The following is a 22,216-nucleotide window of genomic DNA, read 5'->3' on the forward strand; positions in this document are numbered from 1 at the left end:
CGACTTAACAAAAAAATCCATGAAGAAACCAATGTTTGTGCTGATCGCGAAATACCCATAACCAGCGCCCTTGTCTGGTGTGCGCAATGTAGTAATCGCGCATGATCTCATCGCCATCCCACCATCCTGAGACAATCCGCTCAGGACCATGAACCAGAGAAATCTGTTCTTGAAGTGGCACCGGAGTGGGTAACTGCATGGCCGGACGCAGTAATGGCGGAGTGGACGTAATCGTGACATCAGGTTCGTCGGCCGGGCGATACTGACAGGCTTTTTCTGGCCTTGGGTCACAAGCAATCTCTGGCTTGAGCACAGAATGCTTCCCCAGTTTGGCCTGCAATAAAGAAAGCAGTTCCAAATCGTTCATCTGACCTTTCTGCCCGGCAAAGAGATCGCATGTACTGCTGACGGGCTCGCCCTGACGAATGACCTGTAACGTCAGGCCAATCACAGGGCCATTGAGCGTGAGAGATTCAAGGCTCAAGCTAGCAAGTTGCTGCCAGCGATGGCATAAGTAGTCCCCTTGTGCGGAAGTGAGTTGAAGGTGCTGCTCTTGTTTATCTCGCTGGTGGAGCGTCAAACGGAGTTCAAAGGCGACTTTATCTCTTAACTTCAAAAAGGTTTCGAGTTGACGAAGTAACTTCACAAGTGGCTTCTCGACCCATTGAACATTTTCGAGCTCAAATAGCAGTTCCAAATAGACCTGGAATGATTCCGTAGGATGATAAAAGTCGACAGGGTGTTTAAATTGTCCGGTCAGTCGTCCGACATAGTTCACGAGATCAATATCAAAACGTCGCGCGATGTCCTGCAATGGCAGCTCAAGCAGGCTTTGTAAGGTACTCACACCGACACGATGTAACTTCTCCACCGTTGCCTTGGGTAAATCAGTCAGTGTGAGTGGCAAACAGGAGAGTGATTGCTGAATACGCGCTTTGTCGTCAAGCAACTGGTTACTTCCAGACAGAGCCATGAGTTTGGCTGCGAATGGGGAAAACCCACAGCCAAACTGAACACTTAGCTTGAGTGTGGCGAGGTGGGTTGAAACTTTTTGCCAGTAGTTATCCAGCCCCTCATAGAGACTGAGCATGGGCGTTGCGCGTAGCAGGATCCCCTGATTTGGCATCAGCACGACATCAGAAGTGATCAGGTACAGCCACTGGGCAACCTCCTGCAATTTCTTCTGCTCGGTTTTTGGGTGGTAAGGGTGCACTTGCAAGTCACGGCATAAAGACGCCGCACTACCCAGCCCCATATTGATCTTGATGCCTTGCTGCTCTGCAATGTCATTGTATTGAATGATTCGGCAGCGCTGGTTTTCGACAATCACCACTGGCTGCTCTTGAGTGTCACCAAATAGGGTGTCCAGTTGCAAGCGAGGAAAGTGCAGGTAAATCCACAAAGACATCTCATTACCCTTGATTTAACAGTGGAAAACTCACAACTGTCGACGGAGTATCTTCCTTAGTTGGAACAACCAGTTGTGGGTAATGAGGCCGGAAGTTAATCTCGACTTGGCCTTTACTCCAGCCACCTTTGCGTTTTAACACCTCAATGCTGACACCTTTCTCGCTCCCTTGTACTTTGAGGCTGAGTGACACAGGCAGAGATAGACGGTTTGCCCGGACTGGTTTCAACATAAACAGAGGGCAAGAACCTTGCTCACTGGCGACTTGAAGACGTTTGACCTGATGGATCTCAAGCTCTTCTTGCCACAGTAATACATTGGTACATACGCCACTTTTCAGGCACTGCTCTGCGGTCCAGAGCGCATCACGCTGGTGCTCCGGTGTAATGACCCAGACCTGGTTAATATCCAGGCCGATACTGTGCAGAAAGAGTGAATTCATCAGAGCGGGTGGCTGAATAAACGCGGTGACACCTCTGGTCAAAGAGGATCGTAAATAAGGCGCGAGCAGACGCAATTCACCGACACTGCCTACCGATTCCATCTCGATCACCCCATGCGGTGGAAAACCTCCACCCAGCAGCGTGTCCAGTTCTGGAAAGCCGGAGCTGTTGAGGAACTGATGCGAGTCCGCTTTGGTTAAATTTGCCTGCCAAACAAGATGTTGGCTTTTTAAGTGCTGAATAATATCTTGCATAATAAATACCTGTATGTATGTACAGTATATTTCTATGGTGAAAAGTAGCAAGATTTTTGTGGCGAGAAAAATAAAAAAGCAGCGAGTGCGGTAATGCCACTCACTTTAAGTGAACGGGATTAACGCCTCAGCGATCTTTTCAAATTTTTTTTGCGAAAGAGATTGTTTTTAATACAACGCCTTACGCCCAGAAGTTAGCAACCGGAACGAAGGTTAGATGATTTGTTACTTAAGATATGGTCAGCATTGCCGATGCACTGGGTATGGTTATGCTGCCACCAATAAGCAGGCACACTGAACATAAAGGCACACAGGAAGTGTACAAAAATGAAATACTGGATAAGACCTTCGTGAGGAAGATATGAATATCAAGAACTTAAGTGTTGTTAAGAAAATATCGTTAAGCTATTTAATGGTATTTATAGTTTTTGTAATTGTATCAATCATGTTGATACTGAGTTTATTGAGCTTAAATAAAAATATTGAAACCCTCACGAATAAAAGCTTACCGTCGGTAGCGCTTCTGAAAGGTATCCAAGTTGATATAACGAAAATTCGTAAGGATGAGTTCTCTTTGCTACCAAACAGTGGCAATCCCAAAATAGAACAGTGGTTAAGCGATCTTGACCAATGGCGTCAGGATGTACAGTCCGGTATTGCTGCTTATGAATCGCTCGGTCTTAACGAACAAGAAACCGCCTCATTTAGAATATTTAAACAAACATGGAATCAATATATCGCGGAAACGGATTCTTACAATGCGCTATTAAAACAAGGCGATGTTGCAGGTGCCAATGACCTTATTTTGTCGAGTTTCCCTACTTATTCAAAAGCGCTGCAGAGCTTAGATAGCTCGTTAGAGTTGAACGACAAAACGGTGGAAAACATTGGGAGTGACGTTAAAAATGAAGCGTCTGCAACACAGCTGAGTGCAGGGATCGGGGCGTTAAGCATTATCGCGGTGATGATATTGTCTGCTTTGCTATTGTCTCGCGCAATTTGTGGTCCTATTGATCGTGCGTTGAAATTCGCCGCAAACATTGCCAAAGGCCAATTGAACAACGAGATTAATGAGAGTGAGTTGACCAAAGACGAGCTTGGTCACTTACTTAAATCACTTGGAACCATGCAATCAAACTTGCATTCATTAGTGTCAGAAATCAACGACTCAACCATCCAGCTCACTGCAGCAGTAGAAGAAGTCAGTGCGATTTCTTCACAGACGGCATCTGGCATGCAAAACCAACAGCTCGAATTGAGCTCTGTCGCTTCCGCGATGACGGAAATGCAGGCCGCGGTAAGCGAAGTGGCACAAAATACTGAGGTTGGTGCGACGTCTGCTTATTCTGCTTCAGAAGTGGCAAAACAGGGAACCGAAACACTGCAGCAAACGATAGCGGTGATAGAGAGAGTCTCAGCAACGATCCAGAATTCAGATGATATGGCGCAGGAGCTTGAATCAAGTTCAAACAATATTAATGTTGTCGTCGATGTTATCCGTGGTATTGCTGAGCAGACTAATTTATTGGCACTGAATGCAGCAATCGAAGCGGCAAGGGCTGGAGAGCAGGGACGTGGGTTCGCGGTTGTTGCGGATGAAGTTCGTTCGTTAGCGCAGCGAACGCAAGACTCGACGTCTCAGATCATTGATATTGTGAATCAGCTGCAACAAAACACCAGCAAAATGGGGCAATCGAGTAAAGAGTGTCAGGAAGGGATTGCGCTTTGTGTTGGTCAGGTGAATGAAGCGGGCAGTCAAATAAACAAAATTGAACACTCGGTAGATAATATCGCTCAAATGAGTACACATATTGCGACAGCATGTAGCGAGCAGAACTCGGTTTCAGAAGAGTTAAACCGAAGTGTGGAGCATATTAATAGTGCTTCCACTGAAATGGCAGAAGGTGCTTCTCAAACGGCAGTCGCATGTCAGCAGATAAGTAGTCTTGCTCACAACTTAAAAGAACGCATGGGCGTATTTAGGTTATAGCTAAGTGACCTCACTGCTGCTCACCGTACCGACAATTAGGCGCGGATAGTTGGGTGTGTTGTCTGTCAATTAAAATGAAAAAAGGCAGCGTTGGCTGCCTTTTTAATCGCTTATGTCTAGAGTGAGCGAATTATTTACGCTTCGGTTGCGCATCAATACACTGACCATTCACATCAGTCACACTTGGGTCCATCAGGTACAGATACAACGGCATCAGATCCTGTGGTGTTTTCAGCAAGTTTGCATCTTCACCAGGGTAGGCTTTTTCTCGCATGCGAGTACGTGTTGCACCTGGGTTGATCGCATTAACGCGCATTGGTGTGTCACTTAGCTCATCAGCCAGGACTTGCATCATGCCTTCTACTGCAAATTTCGAGATCGCGTATGGACCCCAGAAAGCTCGGCCAGAGTGACCAACGGTAGAAGAGGTAAAGACAATACGGCCTGCTTGCGCTTTTTTCATCACAGGCAGTAGAGCCTGAGTCATCAGAACTTCGGCTTTCACGTTGATTTGCATGATGTCGTCGAAGTCTTCTTCATTGATCTGTTCGAATGGGCACAGAGTGCTCAACACACCCGCGTTGTGTAGCAGACCATCAAGGCGTCCGAACTGGCCTTCGATCGTCTCTGCCATATCAATGTAGTTCTGCTTTGTTGCCCCTTTTAAATCAAGAGGAATAATCGCGGCTTGTGGGTAACCAGCGGCTTCAATTTCGTCGTAAATGGATTCAAGGTTTTGAACGTTTCTGCCCAATAAAATCACCGTTGCACCGTGCTTTGCGTATGAAAGTGCGGCTTGACGGCCAATACCATTACCTGCGCCGGTAACAAGAATGACTTTATCTTTTAAGGCATCTGCTGAAACGGAGTAGTCCACGGTGTTTAATCCTTATTATTGTAAGTGGGTCCATGATAGTTAATTGGCGTTAATTACGCCGATTTCTCAATGGAAAATCTTGGTAATCGTGACAAGATGGTTACAATACACCAAATCATATGTTATACCAATTCCAGAACGTCCGTTAGGTATGCTATCAATCAGAACAACTGGTTACAAACCAAGTTGCCTTCTCTCTGATTTTTCGGTGTAGCATAGCGACATATTCGCTGGAGTGAGATAAAGGAGCTCTCATTGGAATTTATATTAGATTACGGTCTATTTTTGGCCAAAATTGTCACCGTTGTTGCTGCAATCGTTGTCTTGATTGTGCTTGTTAAATCGGCTGGTGGAAAGTCAGGAGCGCCAAAAGGTGAACTCGAGATCACCAACCTTTCTGAGCAGCATAAGCAGTCTGTTGAGCAATTAGAGCATCATTTACACGATGAGGCTTTCCTCAAAGCTCGTGATAAAGCCATCAAGAAAGAAGAAAAAGAAAAGAATAAATCCCGCGAGAAAGAGATCAAACAAGCCAGTAAAGAAGGCGAGCTAGATAGCAAACGCGAACCGCACCTTTTTGTTCTTGACTTCAAAGGCAGCATTGATGCCAAAGAAGTGAACTCATTACGTGAAGAAGTCACCGCGATTTTGGCTGTGGCTCGTGAAGGGGACGAAGTCCTACTGCGTTTAGAGTCTGGTGGTGGCATGGTGCATGGTTACGGCTTGGCGTCTTCTCAGCTTGACCGAATTAAAGCGGCAGGTTTGCCATTAACCATCGCCGTGGATAAAGTCGCGGCAAGTGGTGGTTATATGATGGCGTGTGTCGCAGACAAGATTGTCTCGGCACCGTTTGCGATTGTCGGCTCAATTGGTGTCATTGCACAAATTCCAAACTTTAATAAGTTATTGAAAAAGCATGATATTGAGTACGAACAACTTACCGCGGGTGAGTACAAACGTACTCTGACTATGTTTGGTGAAAATACCGATAAAGCACGTGACAAATTCAAGCAAGAGCTAGAAGAAACTCACGTACTGTTCAAAGACTTCATCCGTGAGCGCCGCCCAAGCCTAGAGTTAGAGAAAGTAGCAACTGGCGAACACTGGTTCGGTACACAGGCAAAAGAACGTGGTCTGGTCGATGAAATATGCACGTCTGATGATCTCGTTGTGGCGGCATGCAAAGACAAAACCGTATTATCTGTTCACTATGTACCGAAGAAAAAACTGGCTGATAAGCTAGCGGGTGTTGCAGGTAAAGTGGCAGACAGTGTCATCTTAAAATTGGCTGAGCGTGGTCAAAAGCCAATTGTGTAATCAAGCGTCATTGCTACAAAACTGATATCCAATCTGAACATGGCGAGGGTGAGAGCTCTCGCCATTTTTATTTGATTTTTTAAATTTACTTATGAATCAGGTTGTTCATGCAGTGTAATGCATTGAATGACATTTTTCCTCGCTCCAGAAGGCAATTACCCGTATAATGCGCGCCTCGAAAACCGAGCAAATTGCTAAAAGAAATAATAGGTGGAGAAGAACATGTCCTCTCAAACTCCGGTTATAACCGTAGATGGACCGAGTGGTGCAGGTAAAGGCACTTTGTGTATGTTGCTAGCAGAAAAGTTGGGTTTCCATCTTTTAGACTCTGGCGCGATTTATCGAGTACTTGCACTCGCTGCTATTCACCATGGTGTTGATACTGAGTCTGAGGATGCACTTGTCCCACTGGCTACACACCTAGATGTTCAATTTATCGCTGAAGGTGACCTGGTTAAGGTTATCTTAGAAGGCGAAAATGTCTCCGGTGAGCTTCGTAAAGAAGAAACGGGGATGGCGGCATCTAAAGTGGCTGCGCTGCCACGTGTTCGTGAAGCATTATTGCGTCGTCAACGTGCCTTTGAAACGGCTCCGGGTCTGGTTGCCGATGGTCGTGATATGGGAACGGTTGTCTTCCCACAAGCACAAGCGAAAATTTTCCTTGATGCGAGCGCAGAAGAGCGTGCAAATAGACGCCTTAAACAGTTGCAAGATAAAGGGTTAGATGTTAGATTTGCTGACCTTTTAAGCGAGATCCAAGAGCGTGACGATCGCGATCGTAACCGCCCAGTGGCGCCATTACGCCCTGCAGAGGATGCGCTTGTGCTAGATTCTACGTCGATGAGTATCGACGAAGTGGTAGAAAAGGCACTACAATATATCGAATCGAAGCTAGCTGAGTAACGATACTCAACTAGGCTAAGAGCGTTGGTCGCAAGGATGATGACTGGCGAATTTAATAACCCCATGCGGTAGGATACCCGTGGACGTTTAATTTATTGAAGATTAAATAAATGACTGAATCTTTTGCTCAACTCTTTGAAGAGTTTCTAAACGAAACAGAATTCCAACAAGGCAGCATCGTTAAAGGTACTGTAGTAGCTATCGAGAACGGTTTCGTTCTTGTTGACGCTGGTCTTAAGTCTGAATCTGCTATCCCTGCTGAACAGTTCAAGAACGCTGCTGGCGAACTTGAAGTTGAAGTTGGCGCTGAAGTAGACGTAGCTCTAGACGCTGTTGAAGATGGTTTCGGTGAAACTCAACTTTCTCGTGAGAAAGCTAAGCGTCACGAAGCTTGGATCGTACTTGAGAAAGCTTACGAAGAAGCTGAAACTGTTGTTGGTATCATCAACGGTAAAGTTAAAGGCGGTTTCACTGTTGAACTAAACGGTATCCGTGCTTTCCTTCCTGGCTCTCTAGTAGACGTACGCCCAATCCGCGACACTGCTCACCTAGAAAACAAAGAGCTAGAGTTCAAAGTTATCAAACTTGACCAAAAACGTAACAACGTAGTTGTTTCACGTCGTGCTGTTATCGAATCTGAAAACAGTGTTGAGCGTGACGAGCTTCTAGAAACTCTACAAGAAGGTTCTGAAGTTAAAGGTATCGTTAAGAACCTTACTGATTACGGTGCGTTCGTTGACCTAGGTGGCGTTGACGGTCTTCTACATATCACTGATATGGCTTGGAAGCGCGTTAAGCACCCATCTGAAATCGTTAACGTTGGTGACGAGATCCAAGTTAAAGTTCTTAAGTTCGACCGTGAGCGTACTCGCGTATCACTAGGTCTTAAGCAGCTAGGCGAAGATCCATGGGTAGCAATCGCTAAGCGTTACCCAGAAGGTCACAAACTAACTGGTCGCGTAACTAACCTAACTGACTACGGCTGCTTCGTTGAAATCGAAGAAGGCGTTGAAGGTCTAGTTCACGTTTCAGAAATGGATTGGACTAACAAGAACATCCACCCATCTAAAGTTGTTAATGTTGGCGACGAAGTTGAGGTTATGGTTCTTGAAATCGACGAAGAGCGTCGTCGTATCTCTCTAGGTCTGAAACAGTGTAAAGCTAACCCATGGCAGTCATTCGCTGAAGCACAAGCTAAAGGCGACAAAGTTACTGGTAAGATCAAGTCAATCACTGACTTCGGTATCTTTATCGGTCTAGAAGGCGGCATCGACGGTCTAGTTCACCTATCTGACATTTCTTGGAATGTTGCTGGCGAAGAAGCTGTACGTGAGTACAAGAAAGGCGACGAGATCTCTGCAGTTGTTCTAGCAGTAGACGCTGAGCGTGAGCGTATCTCTCTAGGCATCAAGCAAATGGAAAACGACCCATTCAATGCTTACGTTGCTGACAACAAGAAAGGTACTCTAGTTAACGCTACAGTAACTGCAGTTGACGCTAAAGGTGCTACTGTTGAAATCGCAGAAGGCGTTGAAGGTTACATCCGTGCTTCTGAAGTATCTCGCGATCGCGTAGAAGATGCTTCTCTAATCCTAAGCGCTGGTGATGTTGTTGAAGCTAAGTTCACAGGTGTAGACCGTAAGAACCGCGTAATCAACCTATCTATCAAAGCTAAAGACGAAGCTGAAGAGCAAGAAGCAATGGCATCTATCAACAAGCAAGATGATAATGCATTCGGTAACGCAATGGCTGACGCTTTCAAAGCAGCTAAAGGCGAATAATATACTCGCTTAAGCAAAAAAGGAGCCGCAAGGCTCCTTTTTTATGTTTATTGCAAAAAAAGTAGTAATACTAATATCGGTAAACTATCTTAGTAAAAGACATTTCTTCCATGCATACTTTGCGTAAAAATTGTCTAGAAATACGAGCAAGTGTTTGTTGGAATTAGTATTACTTACTATAATGGGTAAGAAAGATACTCAAAGAGGGCAACTATGACTAAGTCTGAACTGATTGAAAGACTCTGCGCTGAGCAAACGCATTTATCAGCGAAAGAGGTAGAGGATGCTGTAAAAGATATTCTAGAACACATGGCCTCTACATTAGAGAGTGGTGACCGTATCGAGATCCGCGGCTTTGGTAGTTTTTCTCTTCATTACCGTGAGCCTCGCGTAGGTCGTAACCCTAAAACGGGTGATAAAGTGGAACTAGACGGTAAATTCGTCCCACACTTCAAACCAGGTAAAGAGCTTCGTGAGCGTGTAAATATTGGCTAATGCTCTCTGATTAGTTTGAAAAAGCGGCATACTTTTGTGTATGCCGCTTTTTTGTAATATACCCAAGCCATTTGCCAATCTACCTTACCAGGATGATTTTCCGACACGTTAAGTTGAGAAATTTACTGCCCTAGATAGGTGTTAACTTTAATTGTGTGTCTACAAACCGGGTTTCTAGAGGTTACTTGGGTATAGATTATTGCTAATATACGTAGTCTGAAGAAACATTTTACTGCATAATCTGACCTACTTACTCCTTTAAGGGTGATGTAATATGAAAATTATAAAAATCGCTGCTATTTTTGCTCTCTTTTTAATTGCATTAGCATTAGGCTCACAAAACCAAGAAGTTGTGGCTTTTAATTATCTTTTAGCAAAAGGAGAGTTCCACTTATCAACGCTTCTAGGCGTGGTATTTGTTGTTGGCTTTGCTTTGGCATGGGTAATCTTCGCTAGCATCCAATTAAAGACTCAACTTCAAGTTCGACGTCTTAAAAAGAAACTGAAAAAGTACGAGCCAGCTCAAGCAGAAACCTCTGCTAAGCCTGCTATTGACAAACAGGCATAAGGATAAGGCTTCACTTTAATGCTTGAATTACTCTTCTTGTTATTGCCTATAGCTGCTGCGTATGGCTGGTATATGGGGCATCGCAGCGCTCAACAAGACAAGCAGAAGCAATCACATCAAATTTCTCGTCAATACATGACGGGTCTGAATTTACTGCTCTCTGATCAATCAGATAAAGCCGTAGACCACTTTATTGAGTTGCTCCAAGTTGATAACGAAACCATAGATACTCACCTTGCGCTGGGCAATCTTTTTCGTTCTCGTGGAGAAGTGGACCGAGCGATTCGTATTCACCAAAATCTTATCTCCCGCTCAGGTTTGACGCTTGACCAGAAAAACCTTGCTCTTCAGCAGCTCGCTAAAGACTACATGGTTTCTGGTTTTTTAGATCGTGCGGAAAAGATATTCGAGCAATTAGTGGAAGAGCCGGAGCATCGGGACGGTGCCCTTCAGCAGCTTGTAACTATTTACCAGCAAACGCGTGAATGGGAAAAAGCGATTCACTACGCTAACCAATTGGCAAAAGTGAGTAACAAACGCTCTCGGATGCGGGCAAACATTGCTCACTTCTGGTGTGAAATTGCCATGCTAGACCAAGCTGATGGCAACAAAAGCAAAGCAGTTCAGCATTTTAAAAAAGCACTCTCTGAAGATCCTAAATGTGTACGTGCCAGTATTGCTTTGGGCCGTATGTATTTAGAGTCAGAAGATTATAAACAAACTATTAAATATCTCACTTCGATCCTGGAGCAAGACAAAGACTTTATTAGTGATGTTTTGCCTACGATTGCCGAGTGCTACCACCACCTGGGACAAGAAGATGAGTTGGTGGAATTCCTGCGCGCCTGTATTGATAAAAAAGCGGGTGTGTCTGCAGAATTGATGCTGGCACAGCTCGTTGCTCATCACGAAAGTGTAGGAGCTGCACAGGAGCTGTTGACCAAGCAGCTACTGAAAAATCCGACCATGAAAGGCTTCTATCGTCTGATTGATTACCATATTGCTGAGGCAGAAGATGGCCGTGCAAAAGACAGTCTTTCAACGCTACAGGCCATGGTTGGTGAACAGTTAAAAGTGAAACCGCATTATCGATGCAGAAAGTGTGGTTTTTCTACCCATTCCCTGTATTGGCATTGCCCATCTTGTAAGGGGTGGGGAACGATCAAACCAATCCGTGGATTGGATGGTGAATAATTTTAATGCAGCTGGCAGGTTTTCTGTCCGCTGCATTTTTTTAGCCTTATGTTTAATAAGTAAAAAATAGCAAGAAAGAAAATAATTAGGAGATGAAATGATCGACCAAAAAGTTATTGTCGCACTGGATTATGATAACCAAGCGGATGCGCTTGCGTTTGTAGATCGCATTGATCCTGCGTCATGCCGTTTAAAAGTCGGCAAAGAGATGTTTACGCTATTTGGTCCTGATTTCGTGCGTGAGCTACACAAGCGTGGCTTCTCTGTATTTTTGGATTTGAAGTTTCATGACATCCCAAATACGTGTTCAAAGGCCGTGCGTGCTGCGGCTGAGCTAGGCGTTTGGATGGTAAACGTACACGCAAGTGGCGGTGAACGCATGATGGCGGCATCTCGTGAGATTCTGGAACCATACGGTAAAGATCGCCCATTGCTGATTGGTGTAACTGTGCTAACGAGTATGGAACAGAGTGACTTGGCAGGGATTGGTTTGAATGTTGCTCCTCAAGAGCAAGTGATTCGCCTGGCAACACTAACGAAAAACTCAGGCCTTGATGGTGTCGTTTGTTCAGCTCAAGAATCTTCGCTATTGAAAGGCGAGCTGGGCAAAGAGTTTAAGTTAGTCACTCCGGGTATTCGCCCTGCTGGCTCTGAGCAAGGTGACCAGCGCCGTATCATGACGCCAGTTGATGCAATCCAAGCCGGTTCTGATTACCTAGTTATTGGTCGTCCTATTACTCAGGCTACTGACCCAGCGGCGGTACTCAAGTCAATTAACGATAGCTTGGCGAACATGTAACAACGTAACTCATTGTTTTGTTGTCTATAAAGGTGAAGTGGTAATACTTCACCTTTTTTATTAAAGCTAGCAAGTTTTAGGCTTAATGCTCTACGGTCAATCGACTTTGAACCAGGGCATAACACTATGTCGGTCACAATTTGATAACATAAAGCGCTGTGAGAATCAGAAAATGCAAGCAGGTGTTATTGATGGGTTGCGTTACAAATAGGTTACGAATACTATGACGGAGATGCATTTACTGCGTTGTAAGGTCTAGGATGACCTGGTGAATCTCTTTGAAAATAATGCAGAAGTTGGCAGGACGTCACTTCGTATTATACGCTTCTTACTTTCCTATCTGCGTGAGACTGCCTTCGCGGATTTTGTGAGCTTCACTCACGGTCTTCCTTGTATCTACCTTAGATCGCAAATCATAACAAGGAAGAAAAATGACCAAGAAACTGCCATTTTCAGTACTCGCAATAGTAACCGCGACCAGCTTGCAGCTGAATGCGGCTGAATTGCCAGCTAATATTGAATGGACCTCAAACAATAACGAGCCACTATTTGCTTCAGAAGAAGCGGTTCACGGCGGCACCTATCGTACTTATATTCAAAGCTTCCCACAGACATTACGTAGTGTTGGTCCTGATGCAAACTCAGGATTACGCCAATACTTAATGGATGGTACGCCAAAAATGGCGCAACGCCATCCAAATACGGGCAAATGGATTCCGCAACTGGCTAAGTCATGGGCGTTTGGTGAAGACAATAAAACGGTTTATTTTCAGCTAGATGAAACCGCAAAATGGTCGGATGGTGAGAAGATTACTGCCGACGATTACGTCTTTATGATGCAGTACTACACATCGAAAGACATCATTGACCCTTGGTACAATGACTTCTTTACCAACAGTATCGTGAGTGTCGAAAAGATTGATGACTATACCATCCAAGTGAACCTTGCTGTTGCTCAGAGTCATGACTCCCTGATGGTGATGATCAACATGCCGAGTAATGGTTTCCAGCCTCGCCCGAAACATTTCTTCGAAGGTGAAAAAGACGAAAATAATGACGGTATGCCGGATAACTTTGTCCGTAAGTTTAACTTCAAAGCGGAACCGACGGCAGCAGCCTACTACTTAGATAAAGTGAAAAAAGGCAAAAGTGTTACGTTTAAGCACGTTGGTGAAGATTGGTGGGGTTACAACAACCGTTACTACAAAAACCGTTACAACGTAGACAAAGTCCGCATTACTGTCATTCGCGATCCTGACATTGCGCTTAAGCACTTTGAAAAAGGAAACCTGGATTACTTTGAAATGGTGTTGCCGAACTATTGGCACGATAAGACCAACACCGATGTATATAAAAACGGTTATATCGAGAAATATTGGGGTTTCAACCAAGCACCACAAGGTGCTGGTGGTGTATGGATGAACACGGCAATGCCGATGCTTGATAACCTTGAGGTGCGCAAAGGTATCATGGTTGCGACCGATTTTGACGGTATGATCGAGAATATCATGCGTGGTGACTACTCCCGTAAGCCACACGGTCTTGGATTTGGGCATGGTGAGTACGACGATCCGAATAATACGCCACCGAAGTTTGATGTGGCTGCGGCCGTTAAACATTTTGAAAAAGCCGGGTTTGACACTGTTGGTGCCGATGGCATTCGTGTGAACGACAAAGGTCAGCGCTTGAGCTTTGCGATTACTTATGGCTACAACTCATGGACGCCACGAATTGCTTACCTCAAAGAGCAAGCGAAGTTAGCGGGTCTGGAGTTTACACTTAACTTGGTCGATGGTTCGTCTGCGTTTAAATATATTCTGGAGAAGAAACATCAACTGGCTTTCTTGAACATGGGCTCAGGCGAGATTCCAGCATACTGGGAATACCTCCACTCTGATAATGCGAACAAACCTCAGACGAACGCGCACACCAATTTCAGCAGCCCTGAGTTGGATAAGTTGATTGAAGCGTATGACTCTGAATTTGATCAGCAAAAACGTTATGAACTGTCCCACCAGATTCAAGACTATGTGACCAAAGCAAATATTATTGTCCCTGGTTACATGGTGCCTTATTCACGTGTGGCTCATTGGCGTTGGGTGAAAATTCCAAAAGATGGCATGACTAAAGCGACAGAATGGATCCTTCATCCAATGGATATTGGTAACTTCTGGATTGATCCTGACGTGAAAAAAGAAACGGAAAAGGCGATGAACGACGGAAAAACATTCCCTGAAGTTAGCGTTGTTGATGACCGTTACAAGTTGTAGTATTAGCTTCAACTAAAATGTAAGCCCTGTCTCAACGAGATAGGGCTTTTTACTTTTTGCTATGCGTCTTGTTATCTAACCAAATAAGAAGCTTCGAGAAGATAGGTTTTTACATCGCCTAAAGAAGAAAATGCTTGGTCGATGGCTTTGAAACGTTCATCGATAGAATCACTAGAGATGATATTAACAAACGTTGTAATCGAGAAAGCTTCGTTGGCTTTTAAAAAACGATGCACATTTTCTAGTTGCACTTTATGAACGTTCTCAACCTTACTTAGTGCACTGGTTAGGTCTGAAATGGTGATTGACATTGCTACTCTGAAATTTCTCTTTGAATCAACACTGACCGGTTGGCGCTAGTGTCATATTTTTCGCTAGAGTAGCACCAGTGCTCAGATAATGAACTGACGAAGATCAATGTGTTCGGTACACAAAACTGACCTTAGGTTGTAATGATATTCATGCGAATGAAAACAGAAGGGGAGCATTTAGCTCCCCTTACTATTATTTTGCCCTGATCTGGCGGCTTAAAATTGCTGGGCCATATTATCAGTAAGGTTACTCAGACCATCTGATAATGCTTTTACCAATGCATCGTACCCGTCATCCTGCAATGGCATTAAGATACTGACTTGAGAACGAAGTCTGACTTTGCCATCGGCGTTAATCAGCATCCATTCTCCTTCCAGCTCAGCATTACCTTGGTAATTACCATTGAACTTATTCAAACTCAGTTGCAGCTTGTTCTCGCTACTTTGGTCAATGAGGCTATGCATTTTAACTGGCCAGTAATGGCTTTGCTTGTGACGCAGATCGGCGATGATTCGCTGGGTAATTTGCTCTGAAATGTTTTGCGCCCAATGATTCTGTTTCGCCTGAATAATTTGTGACTCAGACGTGCGGTAGACAATTCCACTGTCATTCAGGTAACTGGCTAGCTCAACAGGGCGAACAACGAGAAGAGGGCGTTCAGTCACTACTGAGCTACTCGATACCTGAGACTCTGATTGCGGTAAGAGATACATTGAGCCTGTCGTTTCTGGTGCGCTACTACAGCCTGCTAATAGCGCAGAAATTAAAAGAAATACACGTTTCATTATTTTTGCCCTCTCACAGGTACCGGATCGCTGGTTTCGTCTTCTCCAAACACGAGTGAGTTTGGTTTTTCGTTTAGTTGTTTAAGGACAGGCTTAAACTCTGTCATCACGTTTTCGAGCTCCTTGAGCGTAGATTCCATTTCGCTGTACATGGTTGAGTTCGGGCCGTAACCATCGAGTGTTTTTTGTAGCTGTTGCAGACTCTGACGAATGTCCGCCGGGATCTGTTGAGTATCTTTTTGACTTAACAATTTATCGATACTGCTAGCCACACGCTCAGCCGACGCTAATGTGCGCTCTGAGGTTTTCAGTGTTTCATTCAGCGAGGTTAACGTTTCTTCCATTGGTAAATTGTTGAGCTTGTCCAGGAAGTCATTCACTTGTCTCTGAACCTGAGCAAATCCACCCCGCATGGTCGGGAATACCTCGAGGCCCAAAAATTCGTCTGGTACGTATTTCTCTGCATCTGGGTAGAAATCGGTATCGATGTATAAAGCTCCGCTAATCAAGCTACCCGTTTTCAGCGTACCACGCAGACCTTTAGCAAACTCTTGTTTCAGCAAGTCTTCATAATCGGACATAGAGTCAGCATGAAAATGCTCAAAAAGGCGGCCTAACTCGATACGCACTAACACCGGAATTCTTTTCACTGAAAAACTTTCTTCTTGAGTCGGGAAACGCAGCGGCACGCGCATTACTGTGCCAATGCGTAAGCCTCGGTACTCGACTGGAGCTTTCGCTTTTAAACCACGGACGGATTCATCAAACAACATAACAAATTCAATGTACTCGTCGTACATGCCTTCACGAAGCTGTTTAGCATCATCGTATAAGCGGAAACTCGCCATTTCTTCCGTGAGTGGTTCACCTGAGTCCATGCCAGGAATGGAGTCGAAAGTTACGCCACCTGTCAGTAAGCTTTCAAGAGAACCGAATTTTAATTCAAAGCCCTCGGTATTGAGTTGTAAATCGACGCCGGAATTGAGCCAAAACTTGGTGCGTGTACGAACTAGATTGTCATACGGCTTAAAGATAAAGAGTTGATAAAGCGCCTGACGGGAATCAACATCAAAACTGGTTTTCTCTACACGGCCAACGGTAAAGCCTTTAAAGATAACCGGATCGCCAACCCCCAGTTTTCCCGCTTCGCGGTGAGTTAATACCAGGCGCAAACCTTCTGCATCGGGAGCAGCAACGGGTGGAACATCCAGTACGGTAAACTTGTCTTTCTCTTCCTCTGACTTACCTGGCTGTAGCTGAATGTAAGCGCCAGAAAGTAAGGTTTCTAGTCCCGAGACGCCTTCACGGCCAATGCGTGGTTTAACGACCCAAAACATGGTGTCGTCTCGCAGCATACGCGCCGCATCTTTGTTCATCTGTGCTTTAGCGATGATGTGATCATAATCTTCGCTGAGTGTGACTTCGGTAATGACACCGACTTTGACGTTAAGCGCTCTTATCTCTGTCTTGCCTGCTTCAATGCCATCGGCGGTCGGTAGCTGCAATGTGATTTGTGGGCCGGTACTGTTGATGTATTGAAACAGCATCCACGCCCCCATAACTAGCGCAAGGATTGGAACAATCCAAATAGCAGAAACCTGCTTTTGCGGTTTTATTTGAGCGGTTGTGTTGTTCTCATCACTCATATTCGGCTTTCTCTTTTAAGTCAGGCATCGGCTCTTGCACATCATTCTGTGGCGATTGCCACAATAAGCGTGAGTCAAAAATCATGGCAGAGAGCATGGTGAAAATAACCACTGCAGCAAATGACAACGCAGCAGGGCCGGGATAAATCGCCATCAGGTTTTGCAACTGAACCAGTGCAACCAAAATAGCGACGACGAAAATATCAATCATTGACCAACGGCCAATAAATTCAGTTAAGCGATATATCTTTAAGCGTGAAATACTTTCTTCTGGTGGAAGGTACTGCGCTTTTTGAGCCTGGTAGTACAACCAAGCTAAGGCGAACATTTTCGCCAGCGGAATGAAAACGCTGGCGAAGAAGATCACCATCGCAATTGGGTAGGAGCCCAAGTGCCAAAGTAAAATCACACCCTCCATAATGGTTGAGCCTTCTGAGTGGCCAAGGCTAACGGTATACATCATCGGGTAGAGATTCGCTGGGATATAAAAAACGATCGACGCAAAAAGTAGAGCCCACGCTTTTTGTAAGTTGTCGGTAGGATTGTATCTGTGGAGCGGGCTTTTGCAGCGAATGCAGGCTTTATCTTCGATACGGTTTATCTGATGACAAGTATGGCAGCCAATATGATTGTGATTGTGGTGGGTATCACCTTCTGCTACTCCAGGCACCTCTACGGCAGGAATAAAGTGACCCCATAACCAGCTTCTATCGACCATCGAAATGCACTTGACGACCAAAACAGTATAAACGCAGAAAGCCCAGAAAGAGGTTCCCATTCCGATATCCGCAAGCGACGCAATTTTGATTAAACTGACTAACACACCAATCAAAAACACGTCGACCATCAGCCAGGGCTCGACTTTAAACAGAATACGACACAAGACTTTCGCCATCCTCTGTTGCTTTTTTGAGGGGGAGCGTTTCAGTGTTTTCAATGCTTCAAAATGGAGAAAGAGAATTAAGCCCACATAGATGGTAGGCAGGACAACCACCGTTGCTAATAATAGTAGACCAAGCAGGATATTTTTGAATTCGGCCAGCATTTTTGCAGCGTGCAGTAACGTGATCTCTTGAGATAAGCCTTGCACACTGAAAGACATAAATGGAAACGAGATGCTGAGTACGAGCATGATCAAGCATGCCGAAGAAATGGCAATGACGCTTTGATAGGGTTTCGCGTTAACTTTAGTAAGAGAATGGGAGCAGCGAGGGCATTGAGCTTTTTGTCCTTGCTCTATCTCAGGAACACGGACAACGAGACCACATTCTTCACATGAAATTAACTGACTTGAATTTGGTTGAGTACTCATGGAATAGGATTGTAAATCATTTGTCCAAACAAGACTCTGTTTTACAGTAGATACTTATATAAGGCAAAGCTTTTAACACAAATTATACTTGCATTATAGTAACCAATTGGTGTAGGAAATTTTATGTGTTGATTTATTTTGCGCACAAATAAATTGAGCGCAAAGTTAGTTAGGTTAAACCTATAAAAAGCGTGAGTTTTACGTGCTGTTTATTTAATACTACTCACGGATGAACGCCTGACTAAGATAGGCATAAAGAGCTTGTGTTCGGTTCTTTCTGTTTCTTCCGCGTTAACCAATTGCAAAGAGAGCTTCACTGCCTCATTGGCCATAACTTGAATCGGGTAGCGAATAGTCGTGAGGCGAGGGTATATATAACGCGCGATGTGACCATCATCGAACCCAATCACGGACATATCTTCAGGGATTCTGATACCGTTTTCTTGTAACAGGGTCATACAACCCGCGGCCATGTAGTCGTTATAGGTTGCTACTGCAGTAATAGGGATGTTCTTCGCCAACAGATTTACCATAGCTTGCTCACCACCGGTTTCGTCAGGTTCACCATACTCGATATACTCTTCGCGAATATCGATACCGTTGTCACGTAAAGCGTCCAAATAACCTTCTCGTCGGTCTCGCGCATCTTCGATATCATGGCTAGAGCAAATATAGCCGATGTGCTTGTGTCCATTACGAATCAAGTGCTCGGTAGCGATATAAGAACCTTTATGGTTATCTAAGGCGATACAGCGTGATGCAATCTCCGGAACAATGCGGTTGATTAACACCATACCCGGAATTTCCTTTGCTAGCTTGCAAAGCTCTGAGTCGCTCATCCCCTTACTGTGAACGACTAAAGATTCGCACTGGCTGTTAATCAGCAAGTTTATTGCGTTACGCTCTTTGGTTGCATCGTGATATCCACTTCCGATAAGAAGTTGTTTTTCTTGCTCACTGGCTATGGTGTCTATGGCTTTAACCATGGTACCGAAGAAAGGCGCTGAGACGTCGTTGACTAACACACCAATCGCATTCGAAGATTTACTGACTAAAGCTCGAGCATTGGCATTCGGTCGATAACCCAGTTTTTCCATTGCTTCTTTCACTGCAACAATGGCAGCTTCACTGGTATGAGGGGCGTTATTGATCACGCGTGATGCGGTAGCAATCGAAACACCAGCTTCTTTTGCGACGTCTTTGATGGTAGCCATAGGGAACTCAGAATCTTTAATTTCAGCTATTTAACTATGAAGGCAGTAGGAACTCAATGAATGAGATAAGAATAGTGACGGTGTTTCAAGGTTTTGTACTCATTATGGATTGATTTGAATAAAAAATCCCCAAACCGGAGTTTGGGGATTGAAATGATAAAGGGTCTAGCTCGCCTTACTAAGCGGGCTGAAACGATACTCGGTATGCATAGTGATTGTCAGTAAGCTGGAACTCTTTATGTACGCTCGGGCTCCAGGAGTCATCACCACCAACACCCATATGTTTATGATCCAGGCGCAGATATATCTTTTCTTCTTTGACTAGCTCATTGGTGTGTTTCGCCTCAGCCAGAATATCTTGCGCATATTGGCTAACGCTAAATTGGAAATCGCCGGAAATGATCAAGTTACTAACTTCTAAACTCCGCGTACCACAGCGTAGACCACTGTCGGTAGGGAATATATAAGGTGTGTGCATTTGTTTCAGCGTTTGGGCATGCAGCCCAAAGCGTGCAGCAGATAAACGATCCGGATAGTTCTCAAACGGGCCTAAACCTTGCCACGCGACCATCGTATTTTGCTCTTGCAGAGGCAATTGCATTTCTAACCCAATACGTGGCATCGGTGGTAAGCTATCCGCTAATTTCACATCAACGTCCAGCTGGATTTTGCCATCATTATACAGGGTATGGACCCAGGTTGTGATAGCTTGCACGTCTCCATTGAAGTGGTAAGCATAGATCGAGGTTACTTGTACGGCCTGCTCAAGCGTTTCGCTTTGGCAAGAGACACATTCACGCTCCCACTGACCAATACCAGCCATGTCCCAGCGGCATATCCAAGCATTAGGATCGACGTTGTCAACTTCACTTACGCCAATATCATTATCCAACGGAGCTCGGAAGAAGTTATCTTGCGGCGCTGCCAGTATCTGCGCTTTGCCTTCTACTTGCCAATCAACCAGTAAACCGGTGTGTCGATCCCAGCGCCATTGATATTTCTCGTCTAAGCTCGAGACCAAAATTGCATCATCTTGTTGAATCAAAGAAGGGATTGGTTGTACTTTTAGTTTCGGTATCGTCAGTCCAGAGCGGTTACGTAGAGAAAGTTGCTCTGTCGCGCAAACATGACCCGCGGGAGCCCATGGTGTCTCTTTGATTAAGGTAATGTCCGTGTTTAAGTAATACACAGCTTCTGCTTTTGTTTCGAAGCTTAGTTCTATCTCAAGCAGAGCTTGGCTGTTGGCTTCGATATCCAGCAGTATTGAGCCAGACTGAATCACTTTTCCATTTTCCAAGAGTGACCAGTTTAGCTGCTCATTATCCGTTGAGCGGAAAAGGTTTTCATTGTTCACTAGAAGAGTACAGCGCTGCTTTGTTTGTTCTTGTAGTGAAACGGTGATCATCCGCTGGCAATATTTCGCTTCTTCTAAAGTTGGATGTACGGTGCGATCAGGGAATATTAGCCCGTTGATACAAAACTGACGGTCATTAATTTCATCTCCGAAGTCACCGCCATATGCCCAGAAGTGTTCGCCTTTTTCATCCCATTGACTCAGGCCTTGATCTACCCAATCCCAGATGAAGCCACCTTGTAGGCGAGGAAACTCACGGAATGCATCCCAATATTCGTTAAAGCTCCCCAAACTGTTGCCCATAGCATGAGCGTACTCGCACAGAATAAGAGGACGCGTTTCATTTGGTAATGAAATCCATTTTTTGATTGGCCATTTCGGTACGGCTTCGTCTTCAATGACTGTATTTACGCGTGCATACATGGGTGCAATGATGTCGGTAGCCGTGGTGTTTGAACCGCCGCCTTCGTACTGGATAGGACGTGACGGGTCATAGTCCTTCGACCACGCGTACATTGCGTTATGGTTGCTACCGTGACCTGACTCATTACCCAAAGACCAGATAATGATGGAAGCGTGGTTCTTGTCGCGCATGACCATTTGCGTATAACGACTCATGTAGGCGTTTGACCATTGAGGATCGCTCGACAAACGCTTCATCGGCTGCATACCGTGCGTCTCAATATTTGCTTCATCACACACATATAAGCCGTATTGGTCACACAACTCGTACCAACGAGGGTGGTTTGGGTAGTGGGAAGTGCGTACCGCATTAAAGTTGTGTTGTTTCATTAGACAGATGTCACGAATCATATCTTCTTCGGTCATCACATGTCCGAGCTCAGGATGATGTTCATGACGGTTCACACCGCGAATCAACAGTGGTTGACCATTTAACTTCAGTTGACCATCGGTGATCTCAACTTTACGGAAACCAACCTGGTAGGCTTCGCTTTCCAGATGTGTGCCGTTTTCGTCCAGTAGAGAGACTACAAGGCGATATAGGTTTGGTGTTTCTGCTGTCCACTTTTGTGGATCATTCACGTGCAGGGTTTGAAATACAACGTCATTCCATGAGCCGCGTTCGTCAATACGGCGGTTGTTTGGCTTGTCTATACGAGGTTTCGTTACTGCCTCCTCGCCATCAAATAACTGCACCTGAACTTGGTATGTGTCTGGCGCTGAAATATGGGTCACGATAGATAAAGAACCATCGCGATAGCAGGCGTCAAGATCTGGAGTGATGAAAACATCTTCGATGCAGTATTGAGGCTTAGATAATAGGGTCACATCG

General features: G+C 44.9%; 18 protein-coding genes. 9 read left to right on the plus strand and 9 right to left on the minus strand.

Features of this window, described 5'->3' with window-relative positions:
• Positions 1 to 4: 4 nt before the first annotated feature.
• Positions 5 to 1,408 (minus strand): DNA polymerase Y family protein, encoded by a 1,404-nt coding sequence (locus RXX31_RS10440; protein WP_317589204.1) that lies wholly within the window; start codon positions 1,406 to 1,408, stop codon positions 5 to 7.
• Between the two features lie 4 nt (positions 1,409 to 1,412).
• Positions 1,413 to 2,105 carry a translesion DNA synthesis-associated protein ImuA gene (imuA, locus tag RXX31_RS10445; RefSeq protein WP_317589206.1) on the minus strand — a complete coding sequence of 231 codons (693 nt, stop codon included), beginning with the start codon at positions 2,103 to 2,105 and terminating at the stop codon, positions 1,413 to 1,415.
• A 361-nt stretch (positions 2,106 to 2,466) separates the two neighbouring features.
• Between imuA and RXX31_RS10450 the strand changes: the two genes are divergently transcribed.
• Positions 2,467 to 4,095: a methyl-accepting chemotaxis protein gene (locus tag RXX31_RS10450; RefSeq protein WP_317589207.1), complete on the plus strand. Its 1,629-nt coding sequence runs from the start codon at positions 2,467 to 2,469 to the stop codon at positions 4,093 to 4,095.
• A 130-nt stretch (positions 4,096 to 4,225) separates the two neighbouring features.
• Here RXX31_RS10450 and RXX31_RS10455 read toward each other — a convergent pair whose 3' ends face one another.
• On the minus strand, positions 4,226 to 4,972 hold the full coding sequence (locus RXX31_RS10455) for a YciK family oxidoreductase (protein WP_317589209.1): 747 nt from the start codon (positions 4,970 to 4,972) through the stop codon (positions 4,226 to 4,228).
• Between the two features lie 255 nt (positions 4,973 to 5,227).
• Between RXX31_RS10455 and sohB the strand changes: the two genes are divergently transcribed.
• The 8 genes from sohB (at position 5,228) to RXX31_RS10495 (ending at position 14,299) form a co-directional block, all read left to right on the plus strand.
• Entirely contained in the window at positions 5,228 to 6,289 is a 1,062-nt protein-coding gene (gene sohB / locus RXX31_RS10460) for a protease SohB (RefSeq protein WP_317589211.1), read from the plus strand.
• 222 nt (positions 6,290 to 6,511) lie between these two features.
• On the plus strand, positions 6,512 to 7,192 hold the full coding sequence (gene cmk, locus RXX31_RS10465; RefSeq protein ID WP_317589214.1) for a (d)CMP kinase: 681 nt from the start codon (positions 6,512 to 6,514) through the stop codon (positions 7,190 to 7,192).
• A gap of 110 nt (positions 7,193 to 7,302) precedes the next feature.
• Entirely contained in the window at positions 7,303 to 8,973 is a 1,671-nt protein-coding gene (gene rpsA / locus RXX31_RS10470) for a 30S ribosomal protein S1 (RefSeq protein ID WP_317589216.1), read from the plus strand.
• A 213-nt stretch (positions 8,974 to 9,186) separates the two neighbouring features.
• Positions 9,187 to 9,468 (plus strand): integration host factor subunit beta, encoded by a 282-nt coding sequence (ihfB, locus tag RXX31_RS10475; RefSeq protein WP_014232466.1) that lies wholly within the window; start codon positions 9,187 to 9,189, stop codon positions 9,466 to 9,468.
• A 274-nt stretch (positions 9,469 to 9,742) separates the two neighbouring features.
• Positions 9,743 to 10,036 carry a LapA family protein gene (locus RXX31_RS10480; RefSeq protein ID WP_317589218.1) on the plus strand — a complete coding sequence of 98 codons (294 nt, stop codon included), beginning with the start codon at positions 9,743 to 9,745 and terminating at the stop codon, positions 10,034 to 10,036.
• A gap of 18 nt (positions 10,037 to 10,054) precedes the next feature.
• The gene (gene lapB / locus RXX31_RS10485; RefSeq protein ID WP_317589219.1) at positions 10,055 to 11,230 is read left to right on the plus strand and encodes a lipopolysaccharide assembly protein LapB; all 1,176 of its coding nucleotides are present in this window, start codon (positions 10,055 to 10,057) and stop codon (positions 11,228 to 11,230) included.
• A 97-nt stretch (positions 11,231 to 11,327) separates the two neighbouring features.
• Entirely contained in the window at positions 11,328 to 12,029 is a 702-nt protein-coding gene (gene pyrF / locus RXX31_RS10490; protein WP_317589220.1) for an orotidine-5'-phosphate decarboxylase, read from the plus strand.
• Between the two features lie 431 nt (positions 12,030 to 12,460).
• The gene (locus tag RXX31_RS10495) at positions 12,461 to 14,299 is read left to right on the plus strand and encodes an extracellular solute-binding protein (RefSeq protein ID WP_317589221.1); all 1,839 of its coding nucleotides are present in this window, start codon (positions 12,461 to 12,463) and stop codon (positions 14,297 to 14,299) included.
• A 71-nt stretch (positions 14,300 to 14,370) separates the two neighbouring features.
• Here RXX31_RS10495 and RXX31_RS10500 read toward each other — a convergent pair whose 3' ends face one another.
• The 6 genes from RXX31_RS10500 to RXX31_RS10525 form a co-directional block, all read right to left on the minus strand.
• Positions 14,371 to 14,610 carry a hypothetical protein gene (locus RXX31_RS10500; protein WP_317589222.1) on the minus strand — a complete coding sequence of 80 codons (240 nt, stop codon included), beginning with the start codon at positions 14,608 to 14,610 and terminating at the stop codon, positions 14,371 to 14,373.
• Positions 14,611 to 14,826: 216 nt separating this feature from the next.
• Positions 14,827 to 15,396: a membrane integrity-associated transporter subunit PqiC gene (locus RXX31_RS10505; protein ID WP_317589223.1), complete on the minus strand. Its 570-nt coding sequence runs from the start codon at positions 15,394 to 15,396 to the stop codon at positions 14,827 to 14,829.
• On the minus strand, positions 15,396 to 17,042 hold the full coding sequence (pqiB, locus tag RXX31_RS10510) for an intermembrane transport protein PqiB (protein WP_317589225.1): 1,647 nt from the start codon (positions 17,040 to 17,042) through the stop codon (positions 15,396 to 15,398). The genes RXX31_RS10505 and pqiB overlap by 1 nt, the downstream gene beginning before the upstream one ends.
• Positions 17,035 to 18,354: a paraquat-inducible protein A gene (locus RXX31_RS10515; RefSeq protein WP_317589226.1), complete on the minus strand. Its 1,320-nt coding sequence runs from the start codon at positions 18,352 to 18,354 to the stop codon at positions 17,035 to 17,037. Before RXX31_RS10515 ends, pqiB begins: the two co-directional genes overlap by 8 nt.
• A gap of 209 nt (positions 18,355 to 18,563) precedes the next feature.
• Positions 18,564 to 19,568 (minus strand): substrate-binding domain-containing protein, encoded by a 1,005-nt coding sequence (locus RXX31_RS10520; RefSeq protein ID WP_317589228.1) that lies wholly within the window; start codon positions 19,566 to 19,568, stop codon positions 18,564 to 18,566.
• 178 nt (positions 19,569 to 19,746) lie between these two features.
• A partial coding sequence (locus RXX31_RS10525; protein WP_317589229.1) for a beta-galactosidase occupies positions 19,747 to 22,216 on the minus strand: 2,470 nt, incomplete at its 5' end.

Origin of the sequence: Vibrio sp. EA2, assembly GCF_033042495.1 — a bacterium.
Taxonomy (GTDB): domain Bacteria; phylum Pseudomonadota; class Gammaproteobacteria; order Enterobacterales; family Vibrionaceae; genus Vibrio.